The organism is Gemmatimonadota bacterium (assembly GCA_016209965.1).
Taxonomy (GTDB): domain Bacteria; phylum Gemmatimonadota; class Gemmatimonadetes; order Longimicrobiales; family RSA9; genus JACQVE01.
In genome coordinates, this window is record JACQVE010000141.1 from 14,821 (window position 1) to 27,840 (window position 13,020).

A 13,020-nucleotide genomic window follows, 5' to 3' on the forward strand; every position below is an offset into this window, starting at 1 on the left:
GGTGCCCGTTTGCAAAGCGCGGCCGTAACTCCTTATGTTGTGCGACGAATCACGCGGCGCGCCGTCGCTCTGGGACTGCCGCCGCTTTTCCATGCCCGAATCGCAGCCGAACCATGCGCACGGCAACCCTGGCCTTGCTGGCCGGCCTGGCCACCACCGCGTTCCAGCTCCGCGACACGCTGCAAGCCGCCCTCTCCAGCATTACGGCCGACGAGCTGCGGGCCCACGTGCAATTCCTCTCCCATGATCTGCTCGAGGGTCGGGCTCCGGCAACACGCGGTGGGGAGCTGGCCGCGCTCTACATCGCCACCCAGTTCGCGCGGGCCGGGCTCGAGCCGGTAAAGGGAAGCTATTTCCAGGAGGTACCCGTCGTCGGGATCACCGCGGACAAGGGTAACCTCTCGCTCGAGTTCGAGGCCCGGGGCAGGAGCATGCCCGCACGCTACCCCGCGGACGCCGTCATCTGGACGGCCGCGGAAGAGCCAGCCGCTGACGTCGCCGGCGAGCTGGTCTTCGTCGGCTACGGCGCCAGGGCGCCCGAATACCGCTGGGACGACTTCAAAGGCCGGGACCTGGGAGGCAAGATCCTGCTCGTCCTGGTCAATGACCCGCCTGCGCCACCCGAGGAGCCGGCACTCTTCGGCGGCCGCGCCATGACCTACTACGGACGCTGGACGTACAAGTTCGAGGAGGCAGAGCGCCAGGGCGCGGCGGGCGCCCTCCTCCTGCACACGCGGGATGGCGCCGGCTACCCCTGGAGTGTGGTCGAAAGCTCATGGGGCGGGGAGCAGTTCGCATTGCCCCGCGAGCCGGGCGCGCCCCCGGCACTCGCGCTCGAGGGCTGGATCCAACGCGAATTCGCGCGCCGGTTGCTGGTCGAAGCCGGCCACAGCCTCGAGGAGCTGTACGTGCTGGCGGCCCGGCGTGATTTCCGCCCCATCGCGACCGGCATTACTGTCCATGCCCGGATCCCAAGCCGCATCCGGCACCTGCAGACGGCCAATGTAGCCGGCTTGCTACCGGGACAGGACCCCGAGCGGCGCGACGAAATCGTCGTCTACACGGCCCATTACGACCACCTCGGCATCGGCACAGCCGTGAGCGGCGATTCCATCTACAACGGCGCATATGACAACGCCAGCGGCGTGGGGCTTCTGCTCGAGGTCGCGGACGCCTTCGCCCACCTCAGCCCCCGGCCCGATCGCTCGGTTCTCTTCCTGGCCACCGCCGCCGAAGAGGCAGGGCTGCTGGGCGCAGCCTATTACGTCCAGCAGCCTCTGTTCCCCATCCCCCGCACCATGGCCAACATCAACATCGATGGCGCGAACCTCTGGGGTGAGACACGCGATGTGGTCGCGCTGGGCGCGGAACGCTCCACCCTGGGCCGCATCGCCGAGACCCGCGCGCGCCAGCTCGGCCTCCGCCTCACACCCGACCGCGCGCCGGAAAAGGGGTTCTTTTTCCGCTCCGACCACTTCCCCTTCGCCCGCGCCGGCGTGCCGGCTCTCTACCTCGAGCACGGCCTCGAATTCAAGGGCCGGCCTGCCGGCTGGGGATTGCAGCTCATGGAGCGCTACGACGCGGAACGCTACCATCAGCCCTCCGACGAGTTCGACGCCGGCGCCGACCTGGGCGGCGCCATCCAGCAAGCGCGCCTCGCCTTCCTGGTCGGTTACGACGTCGCCCAGGCCAGGAACGGTCCCGAGTGGTACGACGGCTCGGAATTCAAGGCGGTCCGGGACCGCTCCCTGCGCCGGCGCGCCCGCTAGCTCAACGCGCCAAAGACTCGGTCTTCTCAGAGTCCGGTGGGGAGATCCAGGAACTCCCAGGGCAGGCCGAAGCGGGCCGCCAGGTGGGCCGCCAGCGCGCGGACGCCCCACACCTCGGTGGCGTAGTGACCGGCGTAATACACATTGATCCCACCCTCGACCGCGTCAAAGTAGGTGTGGTGCGGCCCCTCGCCCGTAATGTACGCGTCCAGACCCGCGGCGATGGCGTCACCAATCAGACTGCCGCCCGCACCCGTCACCACTCCCACGCGCGTGATCCACTCGGGGCCACCCGCGATCAGCCGAACCCGCCCGCCGTGCAGCTCCTCCAGCCTGGCCGCCAGCGCGTCCCGCGTCAGCTCGAGGTTCCCCCAAACGCCCACCGCCACGCCTCGCTCCTGCGCAAAAGCCCCTTCCAGCTCGATCCCCAGCTCCCGCGCCAGCACTGCGTTGTTGCCGACCTCGGGATGCAGATCCAGGGGGAGGTGAGAGCTGTAGACGGCTATGTCATGCTGCAGCAACGGATTCACGCGACGGTAGCGCCGCCCCGTGAGCGGGCGGTTGCCGTCCCAGAAAAGACCGTGGTGCACCAGGAGCAGGTCGCACCCCCGCTCTGCCGCAGCCTGCACCGCCGCCTCACTGGCATCTACCGCGGCGGCCACGCGCGTCACTGCGCCCCGGTTCTCAACCTGCAGCCCGTTCAGCGCTTCCGGCCAGTCCGGGACTTCCCGCGTCCGCAGGTATTCGTCCAGGTAGGCAACCAGCTCGTGAAGGCGCATCCCTAACCTGCGGCGGGGGCCGGCCTTCCCACCTCCGCGCTCCCATATGCAGCCTTTGCCTTTGGCGGCGGAGCTTTCGTTTCGCCGGTATGCACGCTGCCGTTCACACGCCCACCTTCATCCAGCTTGATGCGCCGCGCGCGAATCTCCCCCTCGATCACGCAGGTCGCCTGCATCTCGAGCCGGCTCTCCGCAATGATGGTCCCCACCACCTTGCCGCCGATCACTGCGTCTTGAGTCGTGATGTCGCCGTTGACCACTCCGTCCCTTCCCACTACCACCGCCTTCCCCGCCCGCACCGTACCGTCTACCGTCCCTTCGATGCGGAGAGTGCCTTCCGTCTCACAGTCACCGGTTACCCGCATTCCCGGGCCGATGATCGAGATCACGCTCTCCCGCGGCGCCTGCGGCGCTACCTGCTCTTTGGCCATTTGTGGGGCACCCGTCTGGGGGTCTTTCTTTCCGAATAGCACTGGGTTTCTTACGGCTGGCGTACGAGGCTCAGCGGATCGACCGCCTGGCCATCTTTCCGGATCTCGAAGTGAAGATGAGGTGCAGTGGACCGCCCCGTTGACCCGCTCAGCGCGATCACCTCGTTCCGCTCCACTCTGCGCCCCGCGCTGACGAACAGGGCCGACGCATGGCCGTACATGCTCTCGTAGCCGTTGCCATGATCGATCAGAACGTAATAGCCGTAAACGTCGTCGCGCCCCGCATCCTTCACCACGCCGGGCCCCGCCGCCCGGATGTATGAGTCCTGGGACACGGCGATGTCCAGGCCAGGGTGGCGCGCTCGGTCGCCGCCGGTCAATTCCCGAGTGATGTACCCCGGCTGCGTCAGCGGCCAGCTCGTGGGGCGCGCCGCCGCACCGCCCGATTCCGCACCCCGCCCCTCTTCTTCTCGCCGCAAGGGTGGAAGCCAGGTGTCGGCGCTCTTGCCGGCGGCATCGGCGCCCAGGAGCTGCCGCACCCGCTCGTACTGCGCCTCGACCTCGGCCAGGGTACGCGCCAGCTCCGCCACCTGCGCACGCTCGCCGCGCAGCCGGGTCAGCTCCCGCTCCAGCCCCGGCACACGGGCAGCTTGGGCCGCGACGTACCACCACAGCGAGACAATGACCACGAAGGTAGCCAGCAGCACGCCGCCGCCGAAAAGCAGGAACTTGAGATGGCGATAGGAGATCTCGAACGTGCGCGTCTCGAGGTCACCGTGGGGGACCAGAATCAACGTGAGTCGTTTATCCTCCATACCTCGCCCCTCTTCGCCCGGAACACCGCGCAGCTCGCTCCCGGAGCCTGGTGGTCGAATCGACAAATACGGCGGCATTCGACACCGTACGTGTGAACTCGACCACTACGAGGTGACCTCCAGCACCGACCTGCGGGTCAGCAGTTCATAGAGCCGCTCGAAATCCTCAGGGCCGGAAAACGGAATCTCGATCCGCCCCGCGGTACCGCGCGCCCGGCGGATCCGCACCGCGGCGCCCAGCGCCCGCTGCAATTCTTCCTCCAGCCTCAACTCGGTCGGATCGCGCGGGCCGGCCGCCGCCTCCGGCTCGGAATGCCCCCTCCGCCGCCGCACCTGCCGCTCCACCTCGCGCACATTCCACCCCACCCGGACAGCCTCGTCGGCGAGCTCGACGATCCGCCGCTCGTCCTCCAGCCCCAGGAGCGCGCGCGCATGCCCGGCAGTCAGCTTCCCTTCCGCCAGCAGCCGGCGGACCGCCGCGGGCAGTTGCAACAGTCGGACCATGTTCACCACCGTCGAGCGGTCGCGCCCGACCGCCTCCGCGATCTGCTGGTGCGAAAGTCCAAATTCGGATGCCAGCCGCTCGTACCCTGCAGCTTCTTCCAGCGGCGAAAGTCCCGAGCGCTGCAGGTTCTCGACCAGCGCCAGCACAAGAAGGGTCGGGTCATCGACATCGCGTACCAGCGCGGGAATCTCCCGCCAGCCCAGACGCAGCACCGCTCGCCAGCGCCGCTCCCCCGCCACCAGCTCCCACGCAGCCAGAGACCCCTCCCGCGCCGGCCGCACAATCACCGGCTGGAGTAGACCGTTGGCGCGAATCGACTCCGTCAGCTCCGCCAGTTCCGAGTCCGAAAACTCGCGACGCGGCTGGAACCGGTTGGGCGCAATGGCGGAGACGGCCAGCTGCCGCACCGCCCCAGCGTCAGCCGGCAGCGGCGTCAGGTAGTCTCCCAGCAGCGCTTCCAGACCCCGGCCCAGCCGGTCACGCTTCTGCATGGCCCAAGCCCTCCTCCTCGTGGACGAATCCACCCGTACGGCAGCATTCGGCCACGGATCCATCCCGCGGGCGGCATTCACTCCCCACCAGGCCACCGCCCAGCCCCGCCCCTTCCTCGACCTCCGCTCCCTGCGGTCGCTGCGGTTGCGCTCCCCGCGGGCGTAGCCCCAGTGACTACGCCTCAGTTGCGCCCTTTGCTCCCAGGGCGGCTCGCCGCCCTCGGGGCGCGCCAACCCTCTGAGCTCGACCACTCACGACCTGAACCCGACCTCGACCCCCGGGTCCGCCTCCGCGGTCGCGGCGTCCGACCGGGCAATGAACTCCTGCGCCAGCGCCAGATAGCTCTGCGCGCCCTGCGACATCACGTCGTACGTGATGATCGGCTTGCCAAAACTGGGGGCTTCCGCCAGCCGCACGTTGCGGGGAATTACCGACCGGTACATGCGCGCGCCAAAATACTCCCGCGCCTCCTCCGCTACCTGGCGCGACAGGTTCAGCCGCTGATCGTACATCGTGAGGAGGACCCCCTCGATCTGAAGGTGCGCATTCACGTTGCGCTGCATGAGCCGCACCGTGTTCAGCAACTGCGAGAGCCCCTCGAGCGCGTAAAACTCGCACTGGATCGGGATCAACACCGCGTCCGCCGCCGCCAGCGTATTCAGCGTGAGCAGCCCCAGGGACGGCGGGCAGTCGATGAGTACGTACTGGTACTCCCCGAGCAGCGGGTGCAGCGCCCGCCGCAGCACCAGCTCGCGATCCGGGCGCCCGACCAGCTCGACCTCGGCCCCCACCAGATCCTGACTCGAGGGCACGACGTCCAGATAGGAGAAGTGCACCTGCCGCACGACTGCCGCCTCGAGCTGCACCCCGTCCACCAGCACCTCGTAGACAGAGGCTTGCAGCTTCGACCGGTCCAGCCCCAGGCCGCTGGTGGCATTCCCTTGCGGATCCATGTCCACCACCAGGGTCCGCCGTTCCGCCACGCCCAAACAAGCGCCCAGGTTGACGGCGGTCGTCGTCTTCCCCACGCCGCCCTTCTGGTTGGCCACCGCAATCACGCGAGACATGAAGCTCCAGGGGTTGCAAGGTGCCGGGGTGAGGGACGAATATACCGCGGGTGCCCCGTGACGGTAAAGCGCAGGCGACGCGAGACCCAGTGTTTCACGTGAAACGGCACCACCTGTTGCGCGGCCGCCCATCTGTTGCGCGAACCCCGAATACCCGGACGGGACTCGCGTGGCACCGGCAAGGTCGCGGGGGCACTGGCGGGCGGCGGCCGGGGGATCCTCCGCTGGCCACTGGGGACGGCGCGAGGGGAGCACGAGCGGGCCGTGTCGGAGTACCGAAGCTTCCGGATAACCGGGCAGGTTCAGGGGGTGGGCTTCCGCTGGTGGGCTCGCCGCCAGGCGCGCGATCTAGGCCTCCAGGGGGTGGTGCGGAACTGCCCGGATGGGGCGGTCGAGGTGCACGCTCACGGCCCTGCGGAAACCGTCGAGCGGTTCCGTCGCTTGCTGCAGCAGGGGCCACCCGGAGCCCTGGTGGCGCGCCTCGAGGAGATCGCACCCCCAGGCCAACCCCTCCCCGACAGCTTCGAGATCGTCCCCTGAACCGAGGGGGCTCAGTGGTTGAGTTCGTAAGTGCGGTGACGCACCGGGACATCTGAGCTGGTCCGTCAAGGTTTACGGTGTTTGTTCGGGTTCCATGCTCCTCAGGCTGCGACCGGGAGTTTGAAGCGCTCGACGAGGGGAAAGCCACGCCTGGGAGCGCGACGCCGCCAGCGGGGATGGATCGGCGGCCGAATGCGACCGTACTTACGAATTCGACCGCCAAACTAAGGGGCCCGTGGCAGACGCCGCTGGCGTTCTCGCGTGAGCTGGATCTGCTGCGGGACGGAAGCCAGGTTCTGGGCTGCGTAATACAGATTGAGCCCCGACGCCAGGTTCAGGAAGATCAGCACCATGAAGGCCGGCATGAACCACATCATCGCCTTCATTTGCGGATTGGCCGCTGGCATGGAGCGAGAGCTGAGCCACTGCATGAGGAACATGCTCCCGCCGAGCACCACGGGCAGGATATAGAAGGGGTCGCGACGCGAAAGGTCCGGCAGCCACATGAACTCGACGCCTCGGAACTCGATCGTGCTCTGGAAGACGAAGAAGAGTGTGATCAGCACGGGGAACGGGATCAACATGGGGAGGCACCCGCCCAGCGGATTGAATCCCTCCTCCTTGTAAAGCCGCAGCATCTCCTTCTGAAGCCGTTGCGGGTCCGCCTTGTACTTCTCCTGGATCTCCTTCATCCGGGGCTGGAGCTCCATGTTCTTCATCTGGGAGCGCATGGCGCGCGCATTGAGCGGCCAGAGCACCATTCGAACGCCCACGCCGAAGAGGATCAGCACCCAGCCGTAGGCTAGATTGAGAGCGGCGTGGAGCTGTACCAGCGCCCACGTGATCACGTGGGCGAGGGGGCGAATGATGGGGCGGAGCACCCGCCAGCCGTAAGGGTTCGCTTCTTCCAGCCCGCGCCCCAGGGCCACCAGGCGTTCGTATTCCTGCGGGCCGACATAGAGTTGGAAGCGGAAGGATCCGTCCCGGTCCACGGGGGCGGGAACCGCCAGCTCCGCGGCGGCCCAGGCCCCAGGAACTTCGCGGGCAATCACGCCACCGAACTGCCCACCGTCCTCGGCTGCAGGACTCAGTGCCGCCAGCAGGAAGTACTTATTCTTGAGACCGACCCAGGAGAGCGGGCCTTCCTCGATGCGCTCGCCTTCCACCTGCCCGAGCGCCACACTCCGAACGCCCTCCCGGCGACTGTTAATGACGTAGGCCATCGCCCGCTGGTCCTCAGCGGAGTCCGCCTCGTTGATGCCGAGTCGCGGACCCAGATCCAGCAGCAGGCGCGGCGTCTCCCCTTCAGCGTGCACGCGCCCCGCCACCTGGATCACGTAACTCTCCGGCTGGAAGGTGTAGCTGACCTCGAGGGAGAGATCCGATTCCGGGTCCTGGAAGGCGAACCGGACCGTGCGCTCGCGGCGGCCGGGCTCGAGCCTCGCCTGGGCTTGCGGCTCCCCCTGGAACGCCAGGCGCGAGAGGTCGACGAGCCGCGGGCCGACCTGAACCCGGTAGCCCAGTAGCGCGGGCGCTTCCGGCGGCACGAGCTGGACCGGCCCGTCTCGAGTGAAGGAGGCGAACTGCAGCAGCTCCGCGGAAACCAGCGCCGCGCCCCGCGTGGAAAGGCCGAAGCGGTACAAACGTGATTCCACGACCACCGTATCGGCCGGCGCCAACGTCTCCGGGACCTGGGCGGCCGCGCCGGCCGGCCCCGCGCGCTCTGGCCGGGGGGTGTCTGCGCGCGCGGCCGCCGGAGGCTCGGCCCGCGGCCCCGTGTCCGCGGGCACGGGCGCCTCGCCGGGCGGCGTCGGCGGACGCTGCGGCGCCGGTGGGAACAGCAGGTTCGTAATGATCACGACGGCGATCGTCAGGACGATCGCCAGCAGAAAGCGAGTGCTGTCCATCAGCCCTGTTTAGTGGCCAGTCACCGAAATTCCCGTGGCATTCCACTGCGCCTGCATCCCCAGCCGCTGCCGCGAGGCCGGGCGAACTCTGCCGCCACCAGCTTATTTAATGGTCGAGTTCACCAGTAGGGCGCGCACCGGGCGCCGAATTTGGGATTCGACCACTCAGGGTACCGGATCGTAACCTTTCCCGCCCAGCGGCCGGCACCGGAGCAGCCGCCGTGCGGCCAGCCAGCCGCCGCGTAGCGCGCCATAGCGCCGCACCGCCTCCTCCGCGTACGCCGAACAGCTCGGAGTGAAACGGCACGCAGGTCGCAGCGCCGGCGAGACCGCGGCGCGGTAGAACCGGATCAGGGCCAGGAGGGCCTGCGCGGCCATCGTCGCTCCCACCAATCCACGAGCTCGGTGCGCAGCTCGGCAAACGGCGCGCCGTAGGCCTCCGCCCTGGCACGCACCAGAACGTCTTGCCGCAAGCCGGCATCGCGCAGCGAGGGGAGGAGCACTTGCCGCAGGATCTCCCGGATCCGCCGCTTCAGGCGGTTCCGCTGCACGGCAGAATGCCGGTGCCGCGGCACCACCACTCCCACCCGCGGATGCACCGCGGGGGAAGGCGAGTCGAAGACGTCCAGATGGGCCGTCCGGCTCTTCTTCCCCCGCTGAAACAACGCCCGGATCTCGCCACTCTTGCGGATCCGGGCCTCGCACGGCAAACGCTTGCGCCCCCGGCCGCGCTGCACGGCCACCTCACCTCCCGGCGGCCGGCTCGCTACTTCGAGCCGGTCGCGACTGTCAGCCGCTTGCGCCCCTTCTTCCGACGCCGCGACAGAGTCGCCCGCCCGCCGCGGTCGCTCATACGCGCGCGAAAGCCATGCTTGTTCTTCCGCTTGCGGTTGCGCGGTCGATACGTCGGCTTCCCCATAGATCCCTCGCTCCACTTTGACCATGCACAGAATTTACAACGTAGCCGCCCTCTCAGGCACCGGTCAAGACGTGCCGACGTGCCGGCGCTATTCCGTGACAGGGCTATTCCGCGCCGGGGCCGTTCCGTGCCCGTTTCGCCCGTTCTCTTGCTCGGTTCCGGTCGGTTGCATGCTCTGTTCTCCTGCCCTTTCTTCCGGTTCTCGTTGTCGGCCTGGTTGGGCTTCGCCAGCCGGTCCAATCCGCACCCCATCTGCTGCGCCCCCCTTTTGCGCCGCCGCCGCCCCCGTTCCCGCCCCCGCCGCCCGTCGCCGTGCTGGCCGGCCGACGTGCAACCGCCGCGCCAGACGGCGACTTTCGGACCGCCGGAAAGCATTCGGTTGACGCGGTCTTCGCCGGCATCTAGCTTGCCGCCCCGGCGCCCCCGATGCGATGTCCCCGCCTTCCCTGACCGCGATGGAGCTGACCGCCGTCGAGCTTTGGGCCAGGATTCTGGAGCGCGCTCGCCCGCAGCTTGCGGAAACGAGTTTCCGCACCTGGCTTGGGCCGACCGCGCCCCTTTCTCTCTCGGCCGCCGAGCTCTGCATCGGTGTGCGCACCGAGTTCGCGGCCGAGTGGATCGAAGACCGCTACGGCAGTCTGCTGGCGGATATCGCCAGGGCCATCGCAGGGCGTCCTCTCCCCATCACCTTCAAGCCGTTCCCCGAGCGCTCGCCTCCGGCCGTAGCGGGCGACGACGTCGCTTCGCTGGCCGTCGGCGGAACGATGCTGGATCCGGCAGCGGCTGCGCTTTCGGTGCCGCCGCGCCCTACAGCTCGCCCCTGCCTCAACGAGATGTATACGTTCGAGCGCTTCGTGGTCGGCGCCAATTCCCAGCTCGCGGCTGCCGCCGCGCGTGCCGTCGCGACATCTCCTGCCAGGCTCTACAACCCCTTGCTTATCTACGGTGGTATCGGTCTGGGCAAAACCCACCTTGCGCATGCCGTGGGGCACCTGTTCCTCGAGCGGTTCCCGGGGCGGCGCATCGCCTATCTGAGCAGCGAGCGCTTCACGAACGATCTCATTGGCGCGATCCAGTCGGGGCGCACCGCCGAGTTCCGCCACCGGTACCGGGAGGTGGAGCTCCTGTTGATCGATGACGTCCAGTTCCTGGGCGGAAAGGAGCGCACGCAAGAGGAATTTTTCCACACCTTCAACACCCTGCATGAGGCCCGGCGCCAGATCGTGCTGATTAGCGACCGAGCTCCCAGCGAGATCAATGGCCTGGATCGGCGCCTCGTTTCGCGCTTCGAGTGGGGACTCGTGGCGGACATCCAGCCGCCCGACCTGGAGACACGGGTTGCCATCGTGCGCGCCAAGGCGGCGGAAGCAGGACTGCGCCTTACCGACGAGGTAATCGAGTTGGCGGCGCGAGCGTGCCGATCGAGCGTCCGCGAGATCGAGGGCACAGTCATCAAGCTGCTGGCTTACGCGTCGCTGACCGGCCGTGAGCTCAGCCGCGAGTTCGCCCAGCAGGTCTTCGGGGACCACCCGGGGCTGACCGCCACGGATGGGCTCTCGCCTAGCCTGATCTGCAGACAGGTGGCCCAAGCGTGGGGCGTCGACGTCGCCGCACTCCGTTCGAGCCGTCGCACCAAGGACGTAACGGTGCCCCGGCACGTAGCCATGTACCTGATGCGCGAGGTCTTGAAACTCTCCCTGGTCGAGGTAGGCCGGCACTTCGGTGGGCGAGATCATTCCACGGTTGTTCATGCGCTGTGCCGCGTCCAGGAGTCAGCGGCTGCGGACGAGCAATTCCGTCAGCGTCTGGACTCCCTACGGGAGGCCCTCAGGTCTAGCCAACAGCCCGAGAGTGGGAAACGCCTCCCGGACAGTGTACGTTCGAATTGAACCTTGCTTCCACACGGTTTCCACAGGCTGCGCTCACAGACGGGTAGGCACCTGTTGGCGAGAGGGCTTCAGGCTGCAACTTGCTCCCTGGCCGAACCGGGGAAGTTGCTCACAAACCCACAGCCACTACTATGAAGACGAGAAATCTTGTTCCTTAAGAATTAGCCTAGACGTTGCGGCGAGCTACTCGAGGCCTCTCGACAGGGGGACGCATGCAATTCACGATCACCAGGGATAACCTGCAGCATGGGCTCGGAGCCGTAGGTGCGAGCATTCCGACGCGCACCACGCTTCCTGTTCTCTCCAACATCCTTCTCGAGGCAGAGGGGGATGCCGTGCGAATGAGCGGAACGGACCTGGACATGGCGGTGCGGCTTCGTGTCCCGGCACAAGTCCAGGAATCGGGCGCGCTGACTGTTCCTGCCAAGAAGTTCCAGGAGCTTGCCCGTGAGTTGCCGGAGCACCCGATCCGCGTAACGGCGTCCGGTGAGAGATTGGAGCTGCTGTGTGGCCGCGCCGCGTTCAAGCTGAATGGTATGCCCCCGGACGAGTTCCCCACCTTTCCGGCCGTGGACTTTCAGGATAGCTGGCGTATTCCGGGGAAGGTACTGCACGAGTTGATCCAGCAGACGTCCTTTGCGGTCTCGAGCGAAGAGAGTCGCCCGATCCTGAATGGGGTGCTTTGGGAGCTGGGCGATCAGCAGATGCAAATGGTTGCCACCAATGGGCACAGGCTCGCGCGCATGGCCGTGCGAGTTGTGTCCCCCGGCGCCCCACGTGCTGACCTGATTGTTCCGCCCAAGGCCCTTGCCCAGGTGCAGCGCCTGTTCGGCCCCGGTTCCCAGATCGAGGTCGCCCGCACGGAGAATCACCTCGGCTTCCGCGAAGCTCATACCCAGGTGTTCACCCGGCTCATCGAGGGACCCTATCCTAATTACGACCAGGTTATCCCTCGCGACAACGACAAGGTGGCCATTGTGGACAAGGGGGTGCTCTCTCAGGCGCTCCGCCGCATGGCTGTCGTGGCGAGTGAGCAGACGCACCGCGTGCGTCTCAGCTTCACCTCTCAGCTTCTCCGCTTCACCGTGGAAACGCCGGACCTGGGCGAAGCTCACGAGGAGCTGGAGGTCGATTACAGCGGAGAACCCCTCGAGATCGGCTTCAACGCGAGTTATCTGCTGGAAGTGCTGCGTTACATCCCGACGGACGAGGCGCGGCTTTGCTTCAAGGCCCCTGAGCGGGCAGCGACGGTGCAGCCCGCGGCGCGCGAGGGCGCGGAGGTGCCGGACTACTTGTGCCTCGTAATGCCGTTACGCCTCCTCGAGTAGCAGGCACGTCCTTGCACTCGAGCCCGGTCGGCATGGAGGATACCTACGCGCTCCTGCAGCATCTGACGCTGCCGCTCGTGGCTCTGACCAGCTCGGCTTCGGGGCGCGGCAACGGGATGATTGCCAACAGCGCCCAGCGCGCGTCGCTGGTCCCCGGCCTGCCCCGGCTTTCCGTCTACATCTCGAAGACCAACTGGACGCACGAGCTCGTTTACGCCAGCGGCGTGTTTGCCGTGCACCTGCTCCGCTGCGATCAGTGGGATGTCGTGCACCGGCTCGGCCTGCAGAGTGGCAGGGAACTGGACAAGCTGGCGGGCCTGGAGCTGGTCTGCGGAAAAACGGGCTGCCCCATCCTGGTGGACGCCTTTGCCGCCTTCGAGTGCCGGGTCATCAACGCCATGGACGCAGGCGCCTCGACCTTCTTCCTCGGAGACATTGTATCCGTGAGGCAGGGGACGCCAGGCCCGATCATGAGCAGCGAGTACTTCCGCAGCCACGTCCCGGACAAGCTGCGGGTGCTTTACGAGAGTCGACTGGCGCGCGCGCAGGAGCAGCTAGAGGAGCTGGCGCGGGAGGTCA

The 13,020-nt window shown here is 67.4% G+C and carries 14 protein-coding genes; 5 read left to right on the top strand and 9 right to left on the bottom strand.

What is annotated here, in order from left to right:
• Window positions 1-113 precede the first annotated feature (113 nt).
• Window positions 114-1,769, top strand: coding sequence for a M28 family peptidase (locus tag HY703_05875; protein MBI4544699.1), 1,656 nt, complete (start codon window positions 114-116; stop codon window positions 1,767-1,769).
• A gap of 26 nt (window positions 1,770-1,795) precedes the next feature.
• Here the strand turns inward: HY703_05875 and HY703_05880 are convergent, their stop codons facing one another.
• The 5 genes from HY703_05880 to HY703_05900 all read right to left on the bottom strand — a co-directional run bounded on the left by HY703_05880 (window position 1,796) and on the right by HY703_05900 (window position 5,858).
• The gene (locus tag HY703_05880) at window positions 1,796-2,548 is read right to left on the bottom strand and encodes a Nif3-like dinuclear metal center hexameric protein (protein MBI4544700.1); all 753 of its coding nucleotides are present in this window, start codon (window positions 2,546-2,548) and stop codon (window positions 1,796-1,798) included.
• Between the two features lie 2 nt (window positions 2,549-2,550).
• Window positions 2,551-2,979: a polymer-forming cytoskeletal protein gene (locus tag HY703_05885; protein MBI4544701.1), complete on the bottom strand. Its 429-nt coding sequence runs from the start codon at window positions 2,977-2,979 to the stop codon at window positions 2,551-2,553.
• Window positions 2,980-3,029: 50 nt separating this feature from the next.
• A complete protein-coding gene (locus HY703_05890) occupies window positions 3,030-3,794 on the bottom strand; it encodes a M23 family metallopeptidase (GenBank protein ID MBI4544702.1) in 765 nt (254 codons plus the stop codon).
• 105 nt (window positions 3,795-3,899) lie between these two features.
• Window positions 3,900-4,790, bottom strand: coding sequence for a ParB/RepB/Spo0J family partition protein (locus HY703_05895; GenBank protein ID MBI4544703.1), 891 nt, complete (start codon window positions 4,788-4,790; stop codon window positions 3,900-3,902).
• 252 nt (window positions 4,791-5,042) lie between these two features.
• The gene (locus tag HY703_05900) at window positions 5,043-5,858 is read right to left on the bottom strand and encodes a ParA family protein (GenBank protein MBI4544704.1); all 816 of its coding nucleotides are present in this window, start codon (window positions 5,856-5,858) and stop codon (window positions 5,043-5,045) included.
• A gap of 231 nt (window positions 5,859-6,089) precedes the next feature.
• Here HY703_05900 and HY703_05905 point away from each other — a divergent pair, with 231 nt between their 5' ends.
• Window positions 6,090-6,398 carry an acylphosphatase gene (locus tag HY703_05905; GenBank protein ID MBI4544705.1) on the top strand — a complete coding sequence of 103 codons (309 nt, stop codon included), beginning with the start codon at window positions 6,090-6,092 and terminating at the stop codon, window positions 6,396-6,398.
• 224 nt (window positions 6,399-6,622) lie between these two features.
• Here HY703_05905 and yidC read toward each other — a convergent pair whose 3' ends face one another.
• The 4 genes from yidC to rpmH all read right to left on the bottom strand — a co-directional run bounded on the left by yidC (window position 6,623) and on the right by rpmH (window position 9,224).
• A complete protein-coding gene (gene yidC, locus HY703_05910) occupies window positions 6,623-8,305 on the bottom strand; it encodes a membrane protein insertase YidC (GenBank protein ID MBI4544706.1) in 1,683 nt (560 codons plus the stop codon).
• Between the two features lie 165 nt (window positions 8,306-8,470).
• Complete coding sequence (yidD, locus tag HY703_05915) at window positions 8,471-8,683, bottom strand: membrane protein insertion efficiency factor YidD (protein MBI4544707.1); 213 nt, start codon at window positions 8,681-8,683, stop codon at window positions 8,471-8,473.
• The gene (gene rnpA, locus HY703_05920; GenBank protein ID MBI4544708.1) at window positions 8,656-9,048 is read right to left on the bottom strand and encodes a ribonuclease P protein component; all 393 of its coding nucleotides are present in this window, start codon (window positions 9,046-9,048) and stop codon (window positions 8,656-8,658) included. The genes yidD and rnpA overlap by 28 nt, the downstream gene beginning before the upstream one ends.
• 23 nt (window positions 9,049-9,071) lie before the next feature.
• Window positions 9,072-9,224: a 50S ribosomal protein L34 gene (gene rpmH, locus HY703_05925; protein ID MBI4544709.1), complete on the bottom strand. Its 153-nt coding sequence runs from the start codon at window positions 9,222-9,224 to the stop codon at window positions 9,072-9,074.
• A gap of 431 nt (window positions 9,225-9,655) precedes the next feature.
• Between rpmH and dnaA the strand changes: the two genes are divergently transcribed.
• From dnaA to HY703_05940, 3 genes are all read left to right on the top strand, one after another.
• Window positions 9,656-11,113, top strand: a complete 1,458-nt coding sequence (dnaA, locus tag HY703_05930) for a chromosomal replication initiator protein DnaA (GenBank protein MBI4544710.1) — start codon at window positions 9,656-9,658, stop codon at window positions 11,111-11,113.
• Window positions 11,114-11,325: 212 nt separating this feature from the next.
• Window positions 11,326-12,441, top strand: coding sequence for a DNA polymerase III subunit beta (dnaN, locus tag HY703_05935; GenBank protein MBI4544711.1), 1,116 nt, complete (start codon window positions 11,326-11,328; stop codon window positions 12,439-12,441).
• A gap of 32 nt (window positions 12,442-12,473) precedes the next feature.
• Window positions 12,474-13,020, top strand: a 547-nt coding sequence (locus tag HY703_05940; protein ID MBI4544712.1) for a flavin reductase, incomplete at its 3' end; no start/stop codon positions are given.